The 22640-nt window shown below is 72.2% G+C and carries 19 protein-coding genes; 6 read left to right on the forward strand and 13 right to left on the reverse strand.

Translation table 11 applies throughout. The features are described from left to right. Positions 1–24 precede the first annotated feature (24 nt). Both ACF07V_RS19815 and ACF07V_RS19820 read right to left on the reverse strand, forming a co-directional pair. Positions 25–495 carry a hypothetical protein gene (locus ACF07V_RS19815; RefSeq protein WP_392155783.1) on the reverse strand — a complete coding sequence of 157 codons (471 nt, stop codon included), beginning with the start codon at positions 493–495 and terminating at the stop codon, positions 25–27. Positions 496–676: 181 nt separating this feature from the next. Then, entirely contained in the window at positions 677–1408 is a 732-nt protein-coding gene (locus tag ACF07V_RS19820; protein WP_392155784.1) for an IclR family transcriptional regulator, read from the reverse strand. Between the two features lie 167 nt (positions 1409–1575). Here ACF07V_RS19820 and ACF07V_RS19825 point away from each other — a divergent pair, with 167 nt between their 5' ends. Then, positions 1576–2490, forward strand: a complete 915-nt coding sequence (locus tag ACF07V_RS19825) for a glycerophosphodiester phosphodiesterase (protein WP_392155786.1) — start codon at positions 1576–1578, stop codon at positions 2488–2490. Positions 2491–2507: 17 nt separating this feature from the next. Here ACF07V_RS19825 and ACF07V_RS19830 read toward each other — a convergent pair whose 3' ends face one another. From ACF07V_RS19830 to ACF07V_RS19840, 3 genes are all read right to left on the reverse strand, one after another. Beyond that, positions 2508–3014, reverse strand: coding sequence for an HD domain-containing protein (locus ACF07V_RS19830; protein ID WP_392155788.1), 507 nt, complete (start codon positions 3012–3014; stop codon positions 2508–2510). Between the two features lie 186 nt (positions 3015–3200). After that, positions 3201–5471 carry an MMPL family transporter gene (locus tag ACF07V_RS19835; protein ID WP_392155790.1) on the reverse strand — a complete coding sequence of 757 codons (2271 nt, stop codon included), beginning with the start codon at positions 5469–5471 and terminating at the stop codon, positions 3201–3203. A gap of 131 nt (positions 5472–5602) precedes the next feature. After that, the gene (locus ACF07V_RS19840) at positions 5603–6310 is read right to left on the reverse strand and encodes a DUF2470 domain-containing protein (protein ID WP_392155792.1); all 708 of its coding nucleotides are present in this window, start codon (positions 6308–6310) and stop codon (positions 5603–5605) included. A gap of 135 nt (positions 6311–6445) precedes the next feature. Between ACF07V_RS19840 and ACF07V_RS19845 the strand changes: the two genes are divergently transcribed. Genes ACF07V_RS19845 through meaB form a run of 3 tightly spaced genes read left to right on the forward strand, consistent with a single transcriptional unit; the run spans position 6446 to position 11414 of the window. After that, on the forward strand, positions 6446–8257 hold the full coding sequence (locus tag ACF07V_RS19845) for a methylmalonyl-CoA mutase family protein (RefSeq protein WP_392155794.1): 1812 nt from the start codon (positions 6446–6448) through the stop codon (positions 8255–8257). Further along, complete coding sequence (gene scpA, locus ACF07V_RS19850) at positions 8257–10434, forward strand: methylmalonyl-CoA mutase (protein ID WP_392155796.1); 2178 nt, start codon at positions 8257–8259, stop codon at positions 10432–10434. Before ACF07V_RS19845 ends, scpA begins: the two co-directional genes overlap by 1 nt. Further along, complete coding sequence (gene meaB, locus ACF07V_RS19855) at positions 10431–11414, forward strand: methylmalonyl Co-A mutase-associated GTPase MeaB (RefSeq protein ID WP_392155797.1); 984 nt, start codon at positions 10431–10433, stop codon at positions 11412–11414. The genes scpA and meaB overlap by 4 nt, the downstream gene beginning before the upstream one ends. Before the next feature lie 252 nt (positions 11415–11666). Here meaB and ACF07V_RS19860 read toward each other — a convergent pair whose 3' ends face one another. Next, complete coding sequence (locus tag ACF07V_RS19860; RefSeq protein WP_392155798.1) at positions 11667–12110, reverse strand: MarR family winged helix-turn-helix transcriptional regulator; 444 nt, start codon at positions 12108–12110, stop codon at positions 11667–11669. A 156-nt stretch (positions 12111–12266) separates the two neighbouring features. Between ACF07V_RS19860 and ACF07V_RS19865 the strand changes: the two genes are divergently transcribed. After that, positions 12267–13769, forward strand: coding sequence for an MFS transporter (locus ACF07V_RS19865; RefSeq protein WP_392155800.1), 1503 nt, complete (start codon positions 12267–12269; stop codon positions 13767–13769). A gap of 56 nt (positions 13770–13825) precedes the next feature. Here ACF07V_RS19865 and ACF07V_RS19870 read toward each other — a convergent pair whose 3' ends face one another. The 5 genes from ACF07V_RS19870 to ACF07V_RS19890 form a co-directional block, all read right to left on the reverse strand. Continuing rightward, positions 13826–14704: a geranyl diphosphate 2-C-methyltransferase gene (locus tag ACF07V_RS19870; protein WP_392155802.1), complete on the reverse strand. Its 879-nt coding sequence runs from the start codon at positions 14702–14704 to the stop codon at positions 13826–13828. A 15-nt stretch (positions 14705–14719) separates the two neighbouring features. Further along, on the reverse strand, positions 14720–16036 hold the full coding sequence (locus ACF07V_RS19875) for a family 2 encapsulin nanocompartment cargo protein terpene cyclase (RefSeq protein ID WP_392155804.1): 1317 nt from the start codon (positions 16034–16036) through the stop codon (positions 14720–14722). A gap of 96 nt (positions 16037–16132) precedes the next feature. After that, a complete protein-coding gene (locus tag ACF07V_RS19880; RefSeq protein WP_392155805.1) occupies positions 16133–17545 on the reverse strand; it encodes a family 2B encapsulin nanocompartment shell protein in 1413 nt (470 codons plus the stop codon). Between the two features lie 389 nt (positions 17546–17934). Continuing rightward, positions 17935–18279: a GNAT family N-acetyltransferase gene (locus ACF07V_RS19885; protein ID WP_392155807.1), complete on the reverse strand. Its 345-nt coding sequence runs from the start codon at positions 18277–18279 to the stop codon at positions 17935–17937. Between the two features lie 61 nt (positions 18280–18340). Further along, positions 18341–19264: a pirin family protein gene (locus ACF07V_RS19890; protein ID WP_392155808.1), complete on the reverse strand. Its 924-nt coding sequence runs from the start codon at positions 19262–19264 to the stop codon at positions 18341–18343. Positions 19265–19382: 118 nt separating this feature from the next. Between ACF07V_RS19890 and ACF07V_RS19895 the strand changes: the two genes are divergently transcribed. Further along, a complete protein-coding gene (locus ACF07V_RS19895) occupies positions 19383–19874 on the forward strand; it encodes a carboxymuconolactone decarboxylase family protein (RefSeq protein WP_392155810.1) in 492 nt (163 codons plus the stop codon). A 63-nt stretch (positions 19875–19937) separates the two neighbouring features. Here ACF07V_RS19895 and ACF07V_RS19900 read toward each other — a convergent pair whose 3' ends face one another. Both ACF07V_RS19900 and ACF07V_RS19905 read right to left on the reverse strand, forming a co-directional pair. Further along, complete coding sequence (locus ACF07V_RS19900) at positions 19938–20243, reverse strand: hypothetical protein (protein WP_392155811.1); 306 nt, start codon at positions 20241–20243, stop codon at positions 19938–19940. Positions 20244–20408: 165 nt separating this feature from the next. Next, positions 20409–22583 carry a hypothetical protein gene (locus ACF07V_RS19905; RefSeq protein ID WP_392155815.1) on the reverse strand — a complete coding sequence of 725 codons (2175 nt, stop codon included), beginning with the start codon at positions 22581–22583 and terminating at the stop codon, positions 20409–20411. Positions 22584–22640: the final 57 nt, after the last annotated feature.

Below are 22640 nucleotides of genomic sequence, written 5' to 3' on the forward strand. Positions count from 1 at the left end.
CCTTCCCCTGCTGTCGGGGGTCGATCAGATGTCGACGACCCGGTAGCCGATGACGTAGATGCCGCCGGAGCCCTCGACGGTGCGCCACTGGGTCTCGGCGCCGACCTCGCTGCCGGTGACGAGCGTGGCGCCCAGCTTGTCGTCGCTGCTGGTCGAGTCGTAGTCCCACAGGGTCAGGGTGCGGGCCTGCTCCTTGCCGAGGATGAGCGCGGCGTTGCCGTTGCCGTCCTCCATGGAGCGGACGTAACCGGTGCCCATGGTCTGGTACTTGATGCCGTTGCCGGGCCAGACCTTGACGGCGTTGCCGTTGGCGTCGGTGATCTTGAGGTAGGCCTCGTCGTGGTCGCCCTCGCTGTTCTGCTGGCAGTGCAGCTCGAACAGCTCGATCCTCACGTAGTCGATCGGCTCGGCGTGCGCGGTGCCGGCGAAGGCGCCGAGGCTGCCGAGCCCGAGCAGGGCGGTGGCGGCCGTTCGGACGGCTCGGTTCTTGCGCATGTGGTCCCCCCACACATCGGGTCACTCGCGTGACATGGTGTCCGGTCCGCCTTCCCCCGGCGGCCCCGGTGTGCCGTTTCCCCCGGCACGACACCTACTGTGCCCGGCGGACCCGCCCCGGTTCTACGCGCGTTCCGCTGGATGGAACGGGCCCGGAAATCAAGGGACTTCAAAGGGGCGACTACAGGACGAGCGCGGCCGGCGGCACCGGTCGGCGCTGTCCGCCGCCCCGGGCGAGCGCGCGGGTGACCGCGGCCCCCGCCTCGGCGACGGCCTGGGCGAGCGCGTCGAGTCGGTGGCCGGCCGGGACCATGGCGGCGAGCGCCGCGACCGTACGGCCGTCCGGGGCGCGGACCGGCAGCGAGGCGCAGCAGACGCCCTCCATCACATCCTCGCGGTCGAACACGGGCCCGCCCCGGAGCGGCCCGCGCAGCGCCTTCCCCGCGGCGGTGTCGAGGTGGAAGGCGATCCCGTCGCGTACGGGGAGCAGCGGCTCCAGGTCGCCCGGTACCGAGCCGACGGTGAGGGCCATGTCCTCGCGCAGCACGGCGAGGACGACGCTGGCGCCGCTGGCGGCCCGCAGTCGCTGGAGCGGCAGTCGGGCGGCGGTGCGCAGTCCGGGGTGCGGTTCCCAGGCCTGGCCGAGGCGGTAGAGCTGCGGGCCGACGCGGTAGCGGTTGCCCCTGCGTTCGACGGCGCCGACGCCGACGAGCTGGTCGAGGAGCCGGTGGACGCTGCCCTTGGGCACCCCGCAGGCGAGGGCGAGTTCGGTCACTCCGGCCTCGTCGCCGTTCCTGCGCAGGGCGTCGAGCAGCGCGAACGCTCCTTCGAGCACTCCCCGTCCGCGCTCCGGGTGTCCCGGTGCGGCGGTCTCCGCGACGCCGCCGGTTCTCCGTGCCTTTCCGTTGTCCATGAGTCCCCCTGACTCGGTACGCCCGGCCGGGTCCCCCGACGGCACGGCTGCGGGCACATGCCCCACCATGCCGCGGACGGGACGATTCGGCCAAAGGGCAGGCGCGGTGCGTCGTGTCGTGTCGCCCGCCCGCCGTCCGCCGGGCGTTCCGTCTAGGGTGTCCGCTCATGAGAGACGCTCACCCGCCCGTCACCCGGTCGCGCCGGCTCCGGACCGCCGGTCTCGTCGCCGTGCCCGTCGCCGTGGCGGCGCTCGCGACCGCGTTCGTCGCCACCTCCCCGGCCTCGCCGTCCGCGCCGCGCCCGGCGCCGGGGGCCGCGGCGAGCCACTGGATCCGCGCGGCGGGGGCACCGCTGACCGTGTTCGCCCACCGGGGCGCCTCGTCCGCGGCGCCGGAGAACACCCTGCTCTCCGACGAGGTGGCCCGGCGGGGCGGGACGACGTGGATCGAGAACGACGTCCAGCCCAGCAAGGACGGCGTGCCGTACATCCTTCACGACGCGACCGTGGACCGGACGACCGACGGCACGGGCACGCTCCGCTCGCTGACCTCCGGTCAGGTGGACGCCCTCGACGCCGGTTCCTGGTTCGCCCCCGCCTTCGCCGGCGCGCGCGTCCCCACGCTGGCCGATCAGCTGGCGGACCTGCGGACGCGGGGCGGCAATCTGCTCCTGGAGATCAAGGGCCGGCAGACCGAGGCCGAGGTGGAGCGGATCGTGCGGGAGGTCCGGGACCAGTCCATGACGACCCGGGTCTTCGTGCAGAGCTTCGACGAGACGTCCCTGCGGCGTGTGCACGAGCTGGCGCCCGAGCTGCCGCTGGGTCTGCTGCGCGACAACCTGGACGCCGATCCGGTCGCCGTCGCCCAGGACCTGCACCTGGCCGCGTACAACGTCTCGGACAAGGGCCTCTCGGTGCGTCCGGCGGCCGTCGACGAGCTGCACGCGGCGGGCGTGGCCGTGAACGTGTGGACCGTCGACAACGCGGCCCGCTGGAAGGCCCTCGACGAGCTGGGCGTGGACGGGGTCATCACGAACCGTCCGACGGAACTCACGGGCTGGATCGCGGGCCGCCGGGCCTGATCCTCCGACGGCGCCGGTCAGGCCGTCCCGGTGAGTTCGGCGAGCAGTTCGGGGTTGACGACCCGGAGGATCGTCGCGATGTCACCGGGGTCGGCCGCCGGCCACAGGACGGCCCTGGCCGCCCGGTACTTGGCGGCGAGCCGTTCCCGCTGGGCGGGCGGCAGGGCGGCGGCCCGGTCCGCGCGGCTGTTGTGCGCGTTGTCGGCGATCTTCACGAGGGTCGCGCCGGCGTCCCTCGTGATCCGGCGGAGTTTCTCCTCGTAGGGCGTGTCCGGGTGGTTGGTGACGGCTTCGACGAGGGAGACGACGGCGTCGGGGATCCCGGCGGCGCGCAGCTGTCCGGCCGTCCACGCGGTGTCCTCGATGACGTCGTGCAGCAGTCCGGCCATGGCCAGGTGCGGGCCGAGCGGTTCCAGGCCTGCGGCGACCGCGCGGACGTGGGCGACGTAGGGGGCGCCGGTCTTGTCGACCTGTCCGGCGTGCGCGCGGTCGGCCAGGGCGTCCACTTCGGCGAGCGTCATCATGCGCCCCATCATCCCTGCCACACGGTGTTCACACGGAATCGGGAACGCCGGTCCCGGAGCGGCCGGTTTCCGGGTGCATGACCCTTGGAGTGACGCTCGCTCGGCGAACTGTCGCGGGGGTGAGCCGCGTCCAGGGTCCCTTCGGGCGACGGGGGAAGGTGTGGCGCGGGAAGGTGGCGGCGGGCGCTAGACGGACGCCTTCGTCCTCGTCTCGGGGATTCCCTCGCCCTCGGTGTCCAGGTGGGGGAGGATCCGGTCCAGCCAGGCGGGGGTCCACCAGGCGTGGCTGCCGAGGAGGGTCATCACGGCGGGCACGAGCAGCAGGCGCACCACGGTGGCGTCGATGAGGACGCTGACGGCGAGCCCGAGGCCGAGCATCTTGATGACGATGTTGTCGGAGACGATGAAGGCCGCGAAGACGCTGACCATGATGAGGGCGGCGCAGGTGATGACGCGGGCGGTGATCTCCAGGGCGTGGGCCACGCTGGCCTTGGCGTCCCCGGTCCGCAGCCAGGCCTCGCGGACGCGGGACAGCAGGAATATCTCGTAGTCCATGCTCAGGCCGAAGACGATGGCGAACATCATCATCGGCACGTAGCTCTCGATGGGCACCTTGCCGTTGACTCCGAGGGCGGGTCCTCCCCAGCCCCACTGGAAGACGGCGACGACGACGCCGTACGAGGCGGCGATGGAGAGGACGTTGAGCACGGCCGCCTTCACCGCGACCAGGACGCCGCGGAAGACGATGAGGATGACGAGGAAGGCGAGTCCGACGACGACGGCGATGATCAGCGGCAGGCGGCTGGAGACGATGTCGAGGAAGTCGACCTGGGCGGCCGTGTTCCCGGTGACGTACGTCTGCGCGTCGGTGCCCGTCACCGCCTGCGGAAGGACGTCGTCGACCAGGTGGTTGGTCAGTTCGGTCGTCTTGGCGTCCTGCGGGGAGGCCACGGAGTAGGCGGTGCCGACGAGGACGTCTCCGTCGGAGGTGGTCTGGAGCGGGGTGATGTAGGCGGCGTTGGGGACGCCCGTCAGCGCGTCCTTGAGTTTGGTGGCGAGGTCGGCCCGGTCGGCGGACGGGACGGCCGACTGGTCGACGACCACCGTGAGCGGCCCGTTCACGCCGGGGCCGAAGGAGGTGGAGATGAGGTCGAAGGCCCGCCGGTCGGTGAACGATTCGGGGTCGGCGCCGTCGCCGATGTGTCCGAGCTGGATGAAGAGCAGGGGGAACGCCAGGACCAGCAGGACGAGGACACCGCCGGTCAGGAACCACCAGGGGCGCTTCTCGACCCGTTGCGCGTAGCGGTGCCAGGTGCCGTGCGCGGGCGCTCCGGGTTCGGCGTCGGTCTCGGCCACGGGCTTGCGGACGTGGTAGCGGTCGATGCGTCTGCCGACGAGTCCGAGCATGGCCGGGACGAGGGTGAGTGCGGCGATGACGGCGGTGACGACCGTGAAGGCGGCCGCCAGGCCGAGTTTGCCGATGAAGGTGACGCCGGAGACCCAGAGGCCGGACAGGGCGATGATGACGGTGCAGCCGGAGACGAGGACCGCGCGGCCGCTGGTGGTGGCCGCGAGGGCGGCCGCGTCGGCGGGATCGTGGCCGTTCATGAGGTTCTGGCGGTGGCGGGTGATGAGGAACAGCGCGTAGTCGATGCCGACGCCGAGGCCGATCATGGTGGCCAGGGTGGGCGAGACGGTCCCGAAGGTGAAGGCGGCCGCCGTCAGGCCGAGCAGGGCCAGCCCGCAGACCGCTCCGAGCAGTGCGGTGACCAGCGGCATGACGGCGCCGATCACGCTGCCGAAGCCGATGAGGAGCACGACGATGGCGACGGCGAAGCCGATGGCCTCGCTGCTGCGGTCGTCGGCGGTCGGGCGGGCGAGTTCACCGAGCGAACCGCCGTACTCGACGGTGACGCCGGCGTCCCGGAGGGGCTGCACGGCGGCGTCGACGCCGTTCAGGTAGTCGGTGCCCAGGGTGGAGGGCGCGACGCTGAAGCGGACGGTGATGTAGGCGGTCTTGCCGTCGGTGGAGAGCGGTCCCACGTTGGGCGTCCCGGCCGGGAGCGCGGGCGGGGTGGTCCCGGGCGGCGGGAGCGGGTTCTGCACGCCGATCACGTCGGGGAGCTTCCCCAGGGCGGTGACGACGGAGTTGACCGCGGACGACTCCTGCGTGAGGGGTTTGGAGGGGTCGTTCAGGACGACCGTCGAGGTGTATCCGCCGGCCGCGGGATCGTGTGCCTTGAGGACGTCGAGTCCGTCGGCCGACTGCACTCCGGGGAGCGAGAAGTTGTCCTCGAACTGGCCGCCCACGGCCCGGTCGAGGACCTGGAGCCCCGCGACGGCCGCCAGCCAGAGGACGATGACGACGACGAAGTGGCGGGCACACCAGTGACCGGTTCGGTAGAGGACGCCTTTGGTGGGTGCTGGCCGGCCGTTGGCCGGGCTTCCTGCGTTCATGGCGTGGCCGTGTCCGTATAGGGAAGTCCCCGAGCGGTTCCGGCACCCGCTGCACGCGGGCCTACGCCGTCCATGGTGCGCCTGCCGCGGCGCTCCGGCATCTCGGCGGAAGGACGCCCCGGCCGGCGGGCTCAGGTGAGCAGGTGGTCCGTGTGGGAGGCCCGGCGTGCGGCGGCCAGAAGCGCGTGGATGCGGGGGCCGGCCTGGTCCATGTCCCCGAGCGGGGTGGGGAACGGCAGCCGGGCGTCCCGGTCGGGGCCGGCGCGGTGTTCGAGGCGCAGGGTGAGCCCGTACCGGTCGAGGGCGACGGGCAGGGCGCGGACCAATTCCCGTTCGGGGCGCGGCCGGACGAGGCGGAGGAGCAGGGGGACGAGTTCGGCGTGGCGGTCGACGAGGTGGGTGAGCATGGTCGCCTCGGCCGTGGCCATCGGGTCGGGGTCGGTGGCGCGGATCTCGTCGAGGGTGACGTACGTGCGTCCCTCGTCGTCCTCGAGGAGGGCCTGGCCGAACTCCACGCAGCTGCTGGTGGTGGCCTCCGAGGTGTACGGGGCGGAGAGCAGTCCCGTCAGGGTGACGCGGGCGCGCAGGCGCCGGCGTACGGGGGTGGGGGCGATGTCGGTGAGTTCGAGGCGGACGGGGATGCGGGCGGTGCGTCCGGCGGGGCAGTCCTCGGAGGGGTCGTGGAGGTGGAGGTGTCCCATCGGCCCGCTGCCGTCGAGGAGGTGGACCTCCTGGTGGACTCCGTCGGTGACGACGGTCATCGAGTGGGCGGCGGTCAGGACGGACCGGACGCGTTCGGCGGGCGTGGGCCGCGCGGCGTGGGCACTGAAGGGACGCATGCACGTACTCCCGGGGAAGGACGACGAGGACCTTGCAATTTAGGCAAGCCTAACCTAACTCATTCCGGCGAAGAGAAGAAGGTCACAGTCGTACGCCCTCCTGCTCCTTTGTCGATCTCCCCTAGCATCCGAGCCATGACGGTCCTGCCTGACGACGGGCTCTCCCTGGCGTCCGAATTCCCAGACGCGCCACATGAGCAGTGGCAACACCTCGTGGCGGGTGTCCTGCGCAAGTCGGGCAAGGAGGTCTCCGGCGCCGCCGCCGAGGACGCCCTGTCCACCCTCCTTGAGGACGGCCTCGGCACACGCCCGCTCTACACCTCGCGCGACTCCGCGCCCGACCCCGGCCTCCCCGGCTTCGCACCCTTCGTGCGCGGCGGACGCGCCGAGGGCAACACCGTCGGCGGCTGGGACGTGCGCCAGCGGCACCTCACGGCCGACGGCGAGGCCGTCCTGGCCGACCTGGAGAACGGCGTCACCTCCCTCTGGCTCGGCGTCGGCGGCAACGGCATCCCGGTGTCCTCCCTCGACAACGCCCTCACCGGCGTCTACCTCGACCTCGCGCCCGTCGTCCTCGACGCGGGCGACGAGACGGAGGCGGCCGCCGAGCGGCTGCTGCGGCTGTACGAGGAGCGGGGCGTCGCCCCGGAGGCGGCCCGCGGCAACCTGGGCGCGGACCCGCTGGGCCACGAGGCCCGCACCGGCCGCCCGGCCTACGACGTCGCCTCCGTCGCCGGCCTCGCCCGCCGCTGCGCCGACGCGTACCCGGGGCTGCGCGCCCTGACCGTGGACGCCCTGCCGTACCACGAGGCAGGCGGCTCGGCCGCGCAGGAGCTCGGCTGCTCCCTCGCGACCGGCGTCGCGTATCTGCGCGGCCTGACCGAGGCCGGACTGAGCGTCACCGAGGCCTGCGGGCAGCTGGAGTTCCGCTACGCCGCCACCGCGGACCAGTTCCTGACGATCGCGAAGCTGCGCGCCGCGCGCCGCCTCTGGGCGCGCGTCGCGGAGGCCTGCGGCACCCCGGAGGCGGGCGCACAGCGCCAGCACGCGGTGACCTCGCCCGTGATGATGACGCGCCGCGACCCCTGGGTGAACATGCTGCGCACCACCATCGCGACCCTCGCCGCCGGTGTGGGCGGCGCCGACAGCGTCACCGTGCTCCCGTTCGACGACGCGCTCGGCCTGCCCGACGCCTTCGCCCGCCGCATCGCCCGCAACACCTCCACCGTCCTCATCGAGGAGTCCCACCTGTCCCGGGTCATCGACCCCGCGGGCGGCTCCTGGTACGTGGAGCGACTCACCGACGAACTCGCCCACGCCGCCTGGGAGTTCTTCCGGACGATCGAGCGGGCCGGCGGCCAGGAGGCCGCGCTGCGCTCCGGCCTGATCGGCGAGCGGCTCGCCGAGACCTGGGCCGCGCGCAGCAGGAAGCTCGCCACCCGCCGCGAACCCATCACCGGCGTCAGCGAGTTCCCGCACCTCGCGGAGAAGCCCGTCGACCGGGCGCCCGCGCCCGAGCCGCTCTCCGGCGGCCTGCCCCGCGTCCGGCGCGACGAGGCGTACGAGGCGCTGCGCGCCCGCTCCGACGCCCACCTCGCGGCGACCGGCGCCCGCCCCCGCGTCTACCTGGCCGCGCTCGGCCCGGCCGCCGCGCACTCGGCCCGGCTCACCTTCGCCGCGAACCTCTTCCAGGCGGGCGGCATCGAGGCCGTCACCGAGGGCACGTTCGAGGAGAGCGGCGCCCGCGAGGCCTGCCTCTGCTCCAGCGACGCGCTGTACGAGGAGCAGGCCGAGGCGACCGCCGGGGAGCTGCGCGCGGCCGGGGCCGAGCACGTCCTCCTGGCCGGGCGCCCCGCCTCGTACGCCGGTGTCGACTCGTACGTCTTCGCCGGCTGCGACGCCGTCGCCCTGCTCTCCACCGCCCTCGACCGCATGGGAGTGTCCTGATGTCCATCCCCGATTTCTCCGGGATCGAGCTCGGGGCACAGGCCGCCGACGGCGGGTCCGACGAGTGGCGCTCGGCCGTCAAGAAGGCGGCGGGCGGTGACGACCTGCTGTGGGAGACCCCGGAGGGCATCTCCGTCAAGCCGCTCTACACCGGGCAGGACCTGGAGGGCCTGGACTTCCTTGACACCCGCCCGGGCGTGGCCCCGTACCTGCGCGGCCCGTACCCGACGATGTACGTCAACCAGCCCTGGACGATCCGTCAGTACGCCGGTTTCTCCACGGCCGAGGAATCGAACGCCTTCTACCGGCGCAACCTCGCCGCCGGCCAGAAGGGCCTGTCGGTCGCCTTCGACCTGCCGACCCACCGCGGCTACGACAGCGACCACCCGCGCGTCACCGGCGACGTCGGCATGGCCGGCGTGGCCATCGACTCCATCTACGACATGCGCCAGCTGTTCGACGGCATCCCGCTGGACAGGATGTCCGTGTCGATGACGATGAACGGCGCGGTCCTTCCGGTCCTCGCCCTCTACATCGTGGCCGCCGAGGAGCAGGGCGTACCGCCCGAGAAGCTGGCCGGGACCATCCAGAACGACATCCTCAAGGAGTTCATGGTCCGCAACACCTACATCTATCCGCCCGGGCCCTCGATGCGGATCATCTCCGACATCTTCGCCTACACCTCGCAGCGGATGCCGCGCTACAACTCCATCTCCATCTCCGGGTACCACATCCAGGAGGCGGGCGCGACGGCCGACCTGGAGCTGGCGTACACGCTCGCGGACGGTGTGGAGTACATCCGCGCGGGCCGGGAGGCCGGGCTCGACGTGGACGCGTTCGCGCCGCGCCTGTCGTTCTTCTGGGCGATCGGCATGAACTTCTTCATGGAGATCGCCAAGCTGCGCGCGGCCCGGCTGCTCTGGGCGAAGCTGGTGAAGCAGTTCGACCCGCAGAACGCCAAGTCGCTTTCGCTTCGGACGCATTCGCAGACCTCCGGCTGGTCGCTGACCGCGCAGGACGTCTTCAACAACGTCACGCGGACCTGCGTGGAGGCGATGGCCGCCACCCAGGGCCACACCCAGTCGCTGCACACCAACGCCCTCGACGAGGCGCTCGCGCTGCCCACCGACTTCTCGGCGCGCATCGCCCGCAACACCCAGCTGCTCCTCCAGCAGGAGTCCGGCACCTGCCGGACCATCGACCCCTGGGGCGGCAGCGCGTACGTCGAGAAGCTCACCTACGACCTGGCCCGCCGCGCGTGGAAGCACATCCAGGAGGTCGAGCAGGCCGGCGGCATGGCCAAGGCCATCGACGCGGGCATCCCCAAGCTGCGCGTGGAGGAGGCCGCGGCCCGCACCCAGGCCCGGATCGACTCCGGACGGCAGCCGGTGATCGGCGTCAACAAGTACCGGGTGGCCTCCGACGAGCAGATCGAGGTCCTCAAGGTCGACAACTCCTCCGTCCGCGCCCAGCAGATCGCCAAGCTGCGGCGGCTGCGCGAGGAGCGCGACGAGACCTCCTGCCGGGACGCGCTGGACGCGCTCACCCGCGCCGCCGGCGGCGGCGAGGGCAACCTCCTGGAGCTCGCCGTGCGGGCGGCCCGGGCGAAGGCCACCGTCGGCGAGATCTCGGACGCCCTGGAGAAGGTCTACGGACGGCACGCCGGCCAGATCCGTACGATCTCCGGTGTGTACCGCAACGAAGCAGGCGAGTCCCCCTCCGTGGACCGCACCCGGGCCCTGGTCGACGCCTTCGGCGAGGCCGAGGGGCGCCGGCCGCGCATCCTGGTCGCCAAGATGGGACAGGACGGGCACGACCGCGGCCAGAAGGTCATCGCCACCGCCTTCGCCGACCTGGGCTTCGACGTGGACGTCGGCCCGCTGTTCCAGACCCCGGCCGAGGTGGCGCGTCAGGCCGTCGAGGCGGACGTGCACATCGTCGGGGTCTCGTCGCTGGCCGCGGGTCACCTGACCCTCGTGCCGGCGCTGCGCGAGGAGCTGGCGGCGGAGGGCCGCGAGGACATCATGATCGTGGTCGGCGGCGTCATCCCGCCGCAGGACGTACCGACGCTCCTGGAGATGGGTGCGGCGGCCGTGTTCCCGCCGGGGACGGTGATCCCCGACGCGGCCCACGACCTGGTGACCCGGCTCGCGGCCGGCCTCGGACACGAGCTGTGATCGGTCTCGACACGTATGTGAAGGGCGTGCTCGACGGGAAGCGGGCGGTGATCGCCCGGGCGATCACCCTCGTCGAGTCGACCCGCCCCCAGCACCGGGCCCTCGCGCAGGAGCTCCTCACCGAGCTCCTGCCGCACAGCGGAAAGGCCGTGCGGATCGGGATCAGCGGGGTGCCCGGGGTCGGCAAGTCGACCTTCATCGACGCGTTCGGGACGATGCTGACCGGGCTCGGCCACCGGGTCGCCGTGCTCGCCGTCGACCCGTCCTCGACCCGTACGGGCGGCTCGATCCTCGGCGACAAGACCCGGATGGAGCGGCTCGCCGTCGATCCGGCGGCCTTCGTCCGTCCCTCCCCCAGCGCGGGCACGCTCGGCGGGGTCGCGAAGGCGACCCGCGAGTCGATGGTCGTGATGGAGGCCGCGGGCTACGACGTGGTGCTCGTGGAGACGGTGGGCGTCGGCCAGTCCGAGACCGCCGTCGCGAACATGGTCGACTCGTTCCTGCTGCTCACCCTGGCCCGTACGGGCGATCAGCTCCAGGGCATCAAGAAGGGCGTACTGGAGCTGGCCGACGTGGTCGCCGTCAACAAGGCGGACGGCCCGCACGAGCGCGACGCCCGCGCCGCCGCCCGTGAACTGGCGGGTGCGCTGCGGCTCATGCACGGCGCCGACGCGGTCTGGGCGCCGCCGGTGCTCAGCTGCAGCGCCCGGGAGTCGGCCGGGCTCGACGAGGTCTGGGACCGGCTGCGGCAGCACCGCGCGCTGCTCGACTCGACCGGCCGTCTCGCGGCCAAGCGCCAGGACCAGCAGGTCGACTGGACCTGGACCATGGTCCGCGAGGAGCTGCTGCGGCGGCTGAGCGCCGACCCGGCCGTCCAGGACGTGACGCCCTCCCTGGAGCGGCGGGTCAGGGACGGCGAGCTGACGGCGACGCTGGCCGCCGAGGAGATCCTGAAGGCCTTCGGGGAGCGCCGGGACTGAGGCGGGGTACGGGCGCCTGGACGGGTTCTCCCGTCGGGCGCCCTTCTCCGTGCCCGGGCGCAGCCGCTCTCAGGCACCCTTCTCCATGCCGCGGCGGCGCCCGCTCTCAGGCACCCTTCTCCGTGCCGGGGCGCAGCCGCTCTCAGGCACCCTTCTCCATGCCGCGGCGGCGCCCGCTCTCAGGCACCCTTCTCCGTGCCGGGGCGCAGCCGCTCTCAGGCACCCTTCTCCATGCCGGGGCGGCGCCCGCTCTCAGGCGCCCTGCTCCATGCCCGGGCGCAGTCGCGCGAGCAGGGCGTACAGGGTGGCGCTGTCCTCCGCGCCGAGCGTGTCGAGGGCGCCGTGGGTGGCCTGCATCTCCTCGCGGACCCGCCGGATGACCTCCCGGCCCTCGTCGGTGGCGACGACGTTCTTCACGCGCCGGTCGGAGGCGTCGGGCTCGCGGCGCACCAGGCCGCGCCCCTCCAGGCGGTCGATGATCCCGGTGACGTTCGAGGCGTCGCAGACGAGCAGGGTCGCGAGGGCGCGCATCGGCAGCGGGCCGTTCAGCTGGGCGAGGACCTTGGCCTGCGTGGACGTCAGCCCGTGGTGGGCGGCGGCCGCGGCGAAGTCGCGCCACTGGGCCGTGCCGATGGCGGCCAGGAGCTCCAGCAGCTGGAGCTTGGTGGGCGTCGTCTCGGGGGTCGTCGCGCTCATGGTTCGAGCCTACTCACGATCCTTGACATTATCAATTGTTTACTTAAGCACCTCAAGCATTTACTTGACCTCCTCAAGCATCGGGGCCTACCGTCGTCGTATTACTTGATGACGTCAAACATCTACGACGTGAAGCACCGAGAAGGTCCCCCACACATGAGTCACGAGACCACCCCGCCCGCCGCCGATCCCCGGCGCGAGACGCGCGTCGTCTTCGCGCTGAGCCTCGCCGCCATGGTCGTGTCGATGATGCAGACCCTGCCGGTCCCGATCCTCGGCCTCATCCGCGCCGACCTGGGCACCTCGGCCGCCAACGTCAGCTGGGTCACCACCGCCACCCTGCTCTCCGCCGCCGTCTTCACCCCGCTGCTCGGCCGCTTCGGCGACCAGCACGGCAAGAAGCCCACCCTCGTCGCCGTCCTCGGCGTCATGGTGGCCGGCTCCGTCGTCGCCGCCCTGGCGACCTCGCTCCCCCTGCTGATCCTCGGCCGCGTCCTCCAGGGCGCCGCCACCGCGATCTTCCCGCTGGCCCTGTCCGTGCTGCGCGAGGAGGTCCGCCCGCAGAAGCTGCCCGGCGCGATGTCCCTGGTCAGCGGCACCCTCGCCTTCGGCAGCGGCCTCGCGCTCGTCGCCACCGGCCTGCTCACCTCCGGCTCCGACGCCGACTACCGCAGCGCCTTCTGGATGGCCACCGGCTTCGCCGCGATCGCCCTGCTCGCCGTCGTGTTCCTGGTCCCCGCGACCCGCCACAAGACCGGCGGCCGCACCGACTTCCTCGGCGCGCTCACCCTCGGCGCCACCCTGCTGCTGCTCCTGCTGCCGATCTCGCAGGGCCACGAGTGGGGCTGGACCTCCGGCCGCACCCTGGGCAGCTTCGCCGCCGCGGCCGTCATGACCGTCGTCTGGGTGTTCACCGAGCTCAAGGTCCGTGAGCCCCTCGTCGACATGCGGATGTTCGTGCACCGCCCGGTGCTCATGGCGAACCTGGCCGGCATCCTCGTCGGCTTCGGCATGTTCGCGAACTTCCTGGGCGTCTCGTACCTCGTCCAGATGCCCGAGGCCCTCACCGGCTACGGCTTCGGCGCGTCGATCCTCCGCGCCTCCGTGGAGTTCCTGCTGCCCGGCGCGATCGTCTCCCTGCTCGCCTCGCCGATCGGCGGCCGGCTCGTCCGCCACCGCGGCCCGCGCACGGCGCTGACCCTGGCCGCCGCGCTCGGCGCCGTCGGCTTCGGCTGGCTCGCCCTCGACCACGGCCACACCGCCTCGGTGATCGGTGCCGGCGTGATCGTCGGCGCGGCCGTCAGCTTCGGTTACGCGGCCATGCCCGCCGTCATCATGGCGAGCGTCCCGCACCACCAGAGCGGCATCGCCAACGGCATCAACTCGATCTCCCGCTCCACCGGCAGCGCGGTCGGCAGCGCCGTGGTCACCACGATCCTCGCCTCGCAGACGATCGAGCACCTGCCCGCCGGCGTCCCGGCCCTCCCGGCCGAGTCCGGCTTCACCCTCACCTTCTGGATCGGCGCCGCCGCCTTCGCCCTGGTCGCGGTCATCGCCCGGCTCGGCCTGCGGGCCGGCCAGGCGCCCCGTACCGAGCGGGTGAGCGCACCGGCCGCCGGGACCGCCGAAGCCTCCGAGAAGGAGAAGGCGGCGGCATGACGAGAGGGGCGGGCCCGTCGGACGACGGGCCCACCCCTTTTCCGTGCGCCGTCGGGTCAGACGCGGTCGGCCGCGATCAGGACGTACTGGAAGGAGCCGTCCTTGTACGACTCGATGAACGCCTCCTCGATGCCGGTGACCAGCGAGGACGTCGCCCGCAGCTCCCAGTAGGGCAGCGTGTCCGGCGTCAGGTCGATGACGGCCTGCGGGACGAGGCGGTTGTCGGCCATCGCCTTCAGGTACTCACGGCGCGAGTGGATGTTGCACTCGAAGTGCGCGTTGATCTGCGAGACCCACTTCGAGGGCTGGCCGTACCTCGGGTTCCAGCAGCCGGTGATGGTCACGTAGCGGCCGCCGACCTTGAGGAACCGCGCGTGCTCGGCCATCAGGTCGTCCAGGTCGACGTACATGCTCGACTCGTTGTTCCACGAGCCGGCGATGCTGCCCTTCTCGAAGGGGGTGTCGAGCATGTTGCAGACCTGGGCGTGGACGTGGTCCGCGATGCCCAGCTCCTTGGCGCGCTTGTTGCCGAACTCGGCCTGCGTGGAGGAGAGGGTGACGCCCTCGACCTTGCAGCCGAAGCGCTGGTGGGCCATGACGCTCGAACCGCCGCGGCCGCAGCCCGCGTCGACGAGGGTGTCCTCGCTGCCGATCGCGCCGAGGTGGTCCAGGAGGACCTCGGTCTGGGCCGACTCCAGGCGGTGCAGCTCGGCGATCAGCTTCTTCTCGTACTCGCTGTCCTCGATGTCCCCGAGGGAGGCGTGGTCGACGGCGCCGATGCCGTAGTGGTGGTGGTACAGCCCGTCGACGTCACCGAGGCGCAGGTTCACGGGCCTGGCCTCGGAGTTCCAGTAACGGGCGATGTCTCCCTGGTACGGCGTCGCCGGAGCGGGAACGAACGCGGAGTCGACGGTGCGGAGCTCGGTGTTGGTCACAGATGAAATCCGTTCTTACCAGAAATCGGGCAGGCTGTAGCGGTAGGTATTGGTCTGGTGCCAGTAGTGGTTGCCGTCGACCCACACGGCCACTCCCTTCAGGAAGCGGAGCACGCTCGGGACGGGGCAGCCGGCGGCCAGTTCGGCGGACGCGGCCTCGAAGTCGCGCATGAGGTCGTTGTGGACCTCGACCGCCTTCAGGTACCCGTCCTTCTCCGAGAGGTTCTCCCGGTCGGAGAGCACCACGGGCAGGTTCAGGTGCCGGCCGGGGCTGGCGAGTTCCTTGGTGTACGAGTACAGGTCGTTCACGATGGTGCAGGCGTTTCCGGCGAGCGCCAGGACCCGCTGCATGGCCGGCTGGGCATGCAGATCGGCGGGGAGTTCGTAACCGCCGACGGTGTCGGTGATCGTGGGACACGGCCGGAAGTTGTTGAACTGCCGCATCACCAGGTACTCCCACACCTCGGGCGTGTGGTCCGTCTCGGCCCACGCGCCCTCGGCGAGGTAGCCCAGGTGCAGCCGGGCCATGTCGTGCCGGAACCGGTCGGCCTGGGAGGGGGTCGCCTGCCGGGCGAAGTACTCCATGGCGGAGCGGTAGGCACGCCGGGGCGCGTCCGCGTGGAGCGACTCCGCCCACTGCGGCTGGTACTCCGCCGTCGAGTACAGCGGGTCCAGGGCGGTGTGCGCGAGGAGGAGCCGTCCGCCCAGGCCGATGGGCGAACCGCCGTGGTCCTCGCAGTAGATGTCGTCGACGGCGTTCTCGGCGACCATCAGCCGGGTGGCGATCATGAGGTGGTCGACGGTCGGGGCGTCCGGGTGACAGGCGACCATGTAGCGCCCGACGGAGAACCCGTCGAACTGGCCCTCCCAGTCCTCGGGGAACAGCTGGACCTCGTCGACCGCCCAGTTCTTGATCCGGAGGCTGACCTCCTCCACCCGCACCGGGTCGGGCTCCGGCACCGGGTGCCAGTAGAGACCCGGGATGATCAGGGCGTCCGCCGGTGCCGCGACGGGCGCCACCGGGGGTGCCGGCGGCTCCGCGCGCGGGGCCAGGGACAGCGCTGCCGTACCCAGTCCGCTGGGACCGCGCGGAACCCACCCCGGCTCGGGCAGGCTCGGCGGGGCCACGGCGACGGGGCCGACGGCGGGGGCCGCGAGGGGGGCCGCCGCGGGGGCCTCCGGGTGGGGGGCGGCCGGGACGGCCGGTGTTTCGGTGAGGAGGTGGGGCACGGCGTGGCCGTGGGCCGCCGCGTCGGCGAGGACCCGGGCGGTGAACGAGGCCGCGGCGCCGGGCAGGCTGGACTGCAGAGGGGAAAGCCCGGGATCGGGCATCCGAGACTCCTTGGAGAGGTGGGTGGGCCGTCCCGGAGCATCCGGGCACGCGGGCCCGGCCCGGATGGTCCGGGTGGTGGTGGCCTGCGGGAAGCCCTAGTCGCGCCTGCGCGCGATCTGCACGTTCTCCAGTACGCCGAGCGCGTTCGGGACCAGGACGGCGGCGGAGTAGTACGTCGTGACGAGGTACGACATGATCGCCTGCTCGTTGATGCCCATGAACCGCACCGACAGGCCCGGCTCGTACTCCTCGGGGAGACCGGTCTGGCGCAGACCGATGACGCCCTGGTTGTCCTCGCCGAGACGCATGGCGAGGATCGAGCTGGTGTTCTCCTTGCTGATGGGGATCTTGTTGCAGGGCAGGATCGGGACCCCGCGCCAGGCCGGGACCCGGTGCCCGTGGAGCTCGACGGTGTCCGGGTAGAGCCCGGCGCGGTTCCACTCGCGGCCGATCGCCGCGATCGTGCGCGGGTGGGCGAGGAAGAGCTTGGTGCTGCGGCGGCGGCAGAGGAGCTCGTCGAGGTCGTCCGGGGTGGGCGGGCCGGAGTGCGGCTGGATCCGCTGCTTGAAGTCGGCGTTGGGCAGCAGGCCGAACTCCGGGTTGTTGATCAGCTCGTACTCCTGGCGCTCGCGCAACGCCTCGATGGTGAGCCTGAGCTGCTCCTCCGTCTGGTTCATCGGCCCGTTGTAGAGGTCGGCGACCCGGGTGTGGATCTTGAGCACGGTCTGGGCGACGGAGAGCTCGTACTCGCGCGGCTTGAGCTCGTAGTCGACGAAGGCGCCGGGGATGTCGGCCTCGCCCTTGTGGCCGGCCGACATGGCGATCTCGGCCTCGCCGTACTTGTTCTGCCGCTGGTCCGGCAGCGAGCTGAACTCCCGGATGTGGGCCTGGAGGCTCGGCGCCGAGGAGAGGATGCTCGCGAAGTCGGCGCGGGAGAGGGTGAGCAGGGTGCCGGAGGTCTCGGCGGTCGCGGTGTAGTCCCAGCCGGCGTCGCCGTCGAGCAGGGCGTTCTCACCGAAGCGGTCGCCGTCGGCCAGCGTGGCGACCGCGACCTCGTCGCCGTACTTGCCGACGGAGGTCTGGCTGACGCGGCCGTGGGCGATCAGATGGATCTGCTCGGCGGGCGCACCGCGCTGGACGAGCACGTCACCGGCGCTGAAGTCGCGCTGGACGCACCGGTCGGCGAGGGCGTTCAGCACGTCGACGTCCTCGAAGCCGCGCAGCAGGGCGAGTTCGCCGAGTTCGCGGGGGATGACGCGGACGCGGGCGCCGTCCTGGACGAAGTCGATGCGCCCGTCGCCGACCGTGTAGCTCAGCCGGCGGTTCACCCGGTAGGCGCCGCCCTTGGTCTCCACCCAGGGGAGCATCCGCAGCAGCCAGCGGGAGCTGATCTCCTGCATCTGCGGGGCGGACTTGGTCGTGGTGGCGAGGTTGCGGGCGGCCGCGGTGCTCAGACTGGACTGCCGGGGCGGCTCCAGCTGTACGTCCGGGCGGTCGTCAACGGTCATCGGGCGAGCTCTCCTTCGCAAGGGCGGCGTTCGGCGCACGAGTGCGCAGAAGTCCGGTGAAAGAAGGTGAAAGGGGGGCGAAGATCCGGGAATCCGTCCAGATCTCGGGGAACAGTAACGGCCGCCGAGCCCGCCTCGCTCGAAGAGTCCGAGGGCATTACCTCCTTACAGTGATCTTGCTTGAAACGATGTTTAAGTCGATGACCAGCACGTTCCGGCCAACCGGTCGGGAGTCGGCCAGCAACGCGCGACGGGCCCGCCGGTTCGGTCGCCCGTTCGGCCCCCCGGCTCAGGGGGGCGCACGGGCCCGGTCGCGCGCAACTGGCCATCCGGAGGAAGCGTTCGGCTCCGCGTGCGCCTCGTTGACGGGTGGCCGCTCCGGAGAGGGGTCAGCGCCGCAGCTGTCCGTCGAGCCACTCGCGGACCTCGGGCGTCACCGGGTCGGTGATGTCGGCGAACTCCTCGTGCTTCTTCAGGAACTTCGCCACGTAGGGGCAGACGGGGACGATGCGCATCCCGGAGGCACGGACGTCGGTGAGGGCCTGCTCGACGAGGATCGCGGCCAGGCCCTGGCCCGCGTAGGCGTCGCCGACCTCGGTGTGGAAGAAGACGCGCCGGTCGTCCCGGTCGCGGTAGGCGGTCAGGCCCGCGCGCTCGCCGTCGACGAGGATCTCGTACCGGTGGCGGGCGTCCACGCGCCGGACGACGGGGGCGGTGGTGGTCGGCTCGGTCATGGGGAGTGCCTTTCGCAAGGAGGTGCGGTTCGGAAGCGGGGAAACGGCAGGCGGTCGCGCGTCAGCGGGGCGCGGGGTTCTTGCGGGGTGCGATCCGGGCGTTGGGCAGGGCGGGGGCGGGGAGGCGGTCGCCGGGGTAGCCGTCGACGCTGCCGAAGCGGTCGGACTCCTTCTCCCACTCCTCGCGGGCTTCGACGATGTCCTCGTGGCTGCGGCCGATGAAGTTCCACCACATGACGATCTCCTCCTCGAACGGGGTTCCGCCGAGCAGGACCGCGCGGGCGGGGGCGTCCGTCTCGTTCGTGAGGGTCAGGGTGTCGGCACCTGTGGGGGCGTACCCCAGTTCGGCCGGGCGCAGGAGCGCGTCGCCCAGGCGGATCGTTCCCGTGTCGACGAGCAGGCCGTGCTCGAAGGCGGGGTCCGTGGGGAGGGTGACGGTCGCGCCCGGGTCGACGAGGAGTTCGGCGCCGAGGAGCGGGGTGAAGGTGCGGACCGGGGAGGTCGAGCCGGCGAGCGATCCGAGGAAGACCCGGAGGTCCGCGCCGTCGACGCGGACGGTCCCGGGGGCGTAGTGCTGGAAGTCGCGGGCGGTGTCGCGGTGCTCCTCGGGGAGGGCCACCCACAGCTGGACGCCGTGCAGGACGGTGGTGCGGGCGGTGGAGACCTCGGTGTGGCTGATGCCGTGGCCGCCGGTCATGAGGTTCAGCTCTCCGGGCCGTACGTACGCGTGGCTGCCGAGGCTGTCGCGGTGCTCGATCTCGCCGCTGAACAGCCAGCTCACGGTCTGCAGCCCGATGTGCGGATGGGGTGCGACGTCCATGCCGCCGGACTCGGCGACGTCGTCGGGGCCGTAGTGGTCGGCGAAGCACCAGGCTCCGATCAGCGTCCGGGCCCGCTGTGGGAGCGTACGCCGTACGGTCATGGCCCGTGGCCCGCCCAGCGGGACGTCCCGCGCGGTCAGGACCTCGATCTCCGTGGTGCTCATCGTCGACCCCTCCATGGAAGTAGTTCCATTTTCAACAATCATGGACGATGATAGCCCCTGCGACGGTGACACGCACGGTCGGCGGACGAGGCCATCGGGCCTCGGGAAGGAGCACACGGTGAGCGACACGGCAGGAGCCCCTGCGGACAGGCGGGTCTACGTCGACAAGCAGAGCCCCAAGGCCTATCACGCCCTCGTCCAGACGGCCGAGACCGTCCGCGCGACCGCCGCGGACGCGGGGCTCGACCGCCTCCTGGTGGAGCTCGTCAACCTCCGTGTGTCCCAGATCAACGGCTGCGCGTACTGCCTCGACGTGCACACCCGGGCCGCCCTGCGCGCCGGTGAGACCACCCGCCGTCTGGGCGTGCTCGCCGCCTGGCGCGACACCGCGCTGTTCACGGCACGGGAGCGCGCGGCCCTGGCCCTCGCGGAGGCCACCACCTCCCCCGCCGACGCCCTCGCGCAGGAACGCGCCTACGACGAGGCGCGCGGCTCCCTGAACGAGGACGAGATCTCGGCGGTGATCTGGGTGGCGATCACCATCAACGCCTTCAACCGGGTCTCGATCCTGAGCAAGCACCCCGTACGGGAGACCTCCCCCGGGGCCTGACACGGCGAAGGTCCGGTGCCACTGAGGCACCGGACCTTCGCGTCGGGGAGGCTAGTCGGTCGGTCAGGTGGAGATCTCCGGGAGCAGCCCGGTGACAGGCGCCGCGAGGTCGGTCAGCTGCCGCAGTTGGCCCAGCTCGTTCACCCGGCTGAGGCCGCCCAGCTGGCCGGCGATGCCGGGGAACTGTCCCCGGGACTCCTCGGGAATGCCGGTCGTCGTGAGGGCGTCGAGCTCGCTGACGGGGTTCACCTTGGGGCCGAGGGGCCCGGTGGTGTCCGCGGCGGTCGCGGCGGACGCCGCGGAGGCGCCGAGACACGAGAAGGCGGCGGCGACGGCGAGGATCGAGGAGATGCGTCGTGTTGAGGTCACACCCTCACAACGGGCGCGCCCGCCGTGGGACACGGCCGGCCCCCGCTCTCACCGTCCGAACGGGGGCCCACCGTCAAGCAGAGGGGCGAGGAAAGCGAAGAGGCTATTTCAATGGGTTTTGAGAAGGAAGCCTCTTCATGGCCTCGCCCGGGACGACCGTAGCAGTCAGGCGGGGATCAGGTCGCGCAGATTTTCGGGTGTGAGCACGCGCGAGCCCGGCGGCAGACCGGCGGGCCGGTCCAGGCCGATGTACGTGACGGGTCCCTCCGGCAGCGTCGAGCCGTCCCACCGGCTCGTGGCGGTGGCGTCGGCGGCCATCAGGTCGGTGAGGTGCCGGACCGTCAGCGGGGTGCGGGCGAGCAGGCTCCGGAGGAGTACCGCGACCGACACCCGGTTCTCCTCGACCCGGTTCGACGACGGGGTGCCCCTCAGATAGAGGTGCAGCCACCGTGCGCGCCAGCCGCCGTCCTCGCCGCGCTCGAAGGCGAGCGGCAGCGCGACCCGGCCGGGCCCGCGGAGATCGGACTTCATCCGGACGGTGCGCGGCTCGAACGGGCGGCCCCGCTGCTCGGACTCGCGCAGCATGAAGCCGAAGAACGACTCCTCGACCTCCTCGAAGTCCTCGCCGTCGAAGAGGTTCACCTGCGGCACGATGTAGCTGCCGCGGACCGCCCCGAGCCGCAGGTCGATGAACTCCGAGGCACCGTCCGGCGCCTCGGTGATGTCGCCGGAGTGCGCGCCCTCGACGGCGGTGAGGGCCGTGTACGAGAGCCAGGTGACGGTCGCGTAGTCCTCGTCCAGGACCAGCGCCGACAGGTCGTAGTCCGTACGGCGCGCGGTCTGCTTCCAGTACGTGAAGAAGCGCAGCAGCTCGCCCTCGACGGGCGAGACGGAGCCGCGCGGCAGGACGCCGAGCCCCGCGGCGGTCGCCCGGCCGCTGAGCGGCAGCGCCACGTCCAGGACGGCGGGGTCGACGAGCAGGTGCCCCGGGTCGGGGAGCCGGCGGCGCGTCTCGGCGTCGAGGACGGCGCACAGGCGCTCCCGTACCGCGGGCGGCAGCGGCGGCCGGGTGTCGGCGGTGACCCAGGCGGCGCCGAGCCGGTTGACGAAGACCCGCCGCTCCCCCGGCGTCCCCGCGCGGTTCTGGACGTGCTCGCGGAGGGAGAGGACGACCCGGCCGGACACCCGGGGCACGGCGCTCTCGAACGCGGCGAGGACGGCGTCGAGTTCCTTCTGTCCGTCCGCCGCGCGGAGGAGCCGGTCCAGGGCGCGCAGGAGCCTGCCGGGAGCGGACGTCAGGAGTCCGGCCGCCCCGGTGACGTCGCCCCGGCCGAGGAGTTCCTCGACGCGGCTGTCGAAGGAGGGCACCTTCCATTCGCCCCGGGCCACGGCGAAGACCTCGGCGGCGTCCGGCCACCGCGGGTACTCGTGCGGGTGCAGCCGCTCGCCGAGGCGCTTCCACGCCTCGCGGTGCGCGGCGACGTCGGCGAGCTTGGCGGGGTCTTCGGCGACGAGGGCGTCGAGGCCGCCGAGCAGGGCGCGGCGGACGGGCCGGGACAGTGCGCGGAACCGGGTCGGCTCGCGCAGGGCGACGTCACCGTCGGAGAGGGCGCAGGCCAGGCGCAGGACGTCGGTGACCGTGTCCAGGAGGAGGCCGGCGCCCGCGTCGAGACGGGCCCGGTTGACGACGGCGCGGTGCTCCCGGATCGGGATCGCCTCGGGCTGGGGTCCGTCGACCCGGTGGGCGGCGAGGAGCGCGAGGTCGCCCAGGTGGTCGTCACCGAGCGGTGTGGTGCTTCCGGCCAGGGACAGATAGAGGGCGGTGGTCTCCTCGTCGAGGGTGCCGCCGGGGTGGAGGACCGTCATCCGGTCGCCCGCCGCGGCGATCAGTTCGTCGTGCGCGGCGAGCATCTCCTCGTAGGTGTGGCGGTAGGTGCCGTACGAGGGGAGGGTGAGGAGGTCGAGCACGCCGGCCCGCAGCCGCTCCAGGATGCCGGGGCGCGCGGTGTCGTCGTCGAGGGCCTCGGCGACGCAGCTCCTCCAGAAGTCGAGGGTGTCGGGCACGTTGGCCGGGAAGTCGATGAAGTACGCGTTGTGGCGGACGTGGTCGCCGACGATCTCGCGCACGGTGCCGAGGGTGCGGGCGGCGAGGGCGACGACCGTCGCCTCCGGCAGCCGGGACAGTCCTTCGAGCAGTCCGGCCGACAGCTTGAACCCGACCGACATCAGGGCGGCGTCGAACCGCCGCGCCGCGACGTCGCCGTTTCCGCCCCCGGTTGCTGCCGGGAGCGGGAGGCGAAGGGTGTGACGGACGACCAGACGTTCGAGAGCGTGGACCATTCCGGCATGCTGCCAGCCCCGCACGGCCCGGTGCATGCGGATTTCGGGCCGAGGGGG

It is taken from the genome of Streptomyces sp. NPDC015661, assembly GCF_043077765.1.
Taxonomy (GTDB): domain Bacteria; phylum Actinomycetota; class Actinomycetes; order Streptomycetales; family Streptomycetaceae; genus Streptomyces.

Excerpts from the sequence above, each read along its gene's own strand:
- ACF07V_RS19905 (WP_392155815.1), bottom strand. The coding sequence starts at position 22,583 with ATGGTCCACGCTCTCGAACGTCTGGTCGTCCGTCACACCCTTCGCCTC.
- ACF07V_RS19815 (WP_392155783.1), bottom strand. The coding sequence starts at position 495 with ATGCGCAAGAACCGAGCCGTCCGAACGGCCGCCACCGCCCTGCTCGGG.
- ACF07V_RS19890 (WP_392155808.1), bottom strand. The coding sequence starts at position 19,264 with ATGAGCACCACGGAGATCGAGGTCCTGACCGCGCGGGACGTCCCGCTG.
- ACF07V_RS19835 (WP_392155790.1), bottom strand. The coding sequence starts at position 5,471 with ATGAACGCAGGAAGCCCGGCCAACGGCCGGCCAGCACCCACCAAAGGC.
- ACF07V_RS19830 (WP_392155788.1), bottom strand. The coding sequence starts at position 3,014 with ATGATGACGCTCGCCGAAGTGGACGCCCTGGCCGACCGCGCGCACGCC.
- ACF07V_RS19860 (WP_392155798.1), bottom strand. The coding sequence starts at position 12,110 with ATGAGCGCGACGACCCCCGAGACGACGCCCACCAAGCTCCAGCTGCTG.
- ACF07V_RS19840 (WP_392155792.1), bottom strand. The coding sequence starts at position 6,310 with ATGCGTCCCTTCAGTGCCCACGCCGCGCGGCCCACGCCCGCCGAACGC.
- ACF07V_RS19845 (WP_392155794.1), top strand. The coding sequence starts at position 6,446 with ATGACGGTCCTGCCTGACGACGGGCTCTCCCTGGCGTCCGAATTCCCA.
- ACF07V_RS19820 (WP_392155784.1), bottom strand. The coding sequence starts at position 1,408 with ATGGACAACGGAAAGGCACGGAGAACCGGCGGCGTCGCGGAGACCGCC.
- scpA (WP_392155796.1), top strand. The coding sequence starts at position 8,257 with ATGTCCATCCCCGATTTCTCCGGGATCGAGCTCGGGGCACAGGCCGCC.
- ACF07V_RS19875 (WP_392155804.1), bottom strand. The coding sequence starts at position 16,036 with ATGCCCGATCCCGGGCTTTCCCCTCTGCAGTCCAGCCTGCCCGGCGCC.
- ACF07V_RS19885 (WP_392155807.1), bottom strand. The coding sequence starts at position 18,279 with ATGACCGAGCCGACCACCACCGCCCCCGTCGTCCGGCGCGTGGACGCC.
- ACF07V_RS19825 (WP_392155786.1), top strand. The coding sequence starts at position 1,576 with ATGAGAGACGCTCACCCGCCCGTCACCCGGTCGCGCCGGCTCCGGACC.
- ACF07V_RS19865 (WP_392155800.1), top strand. The coding sequence starts at position 12,267 with ATGAGTCACGAGACCACCCCGCCCGCCGCCGATCCCCGGCGCGAGACG.
- ACF07V_RS19880 (WP_392155805.1), bottom strand. The coding sequence starts at position 17,545 with ATGACCGTTGACGACCGCCCGGACGTACAGCTGGAGCCGCCCCGGCAG.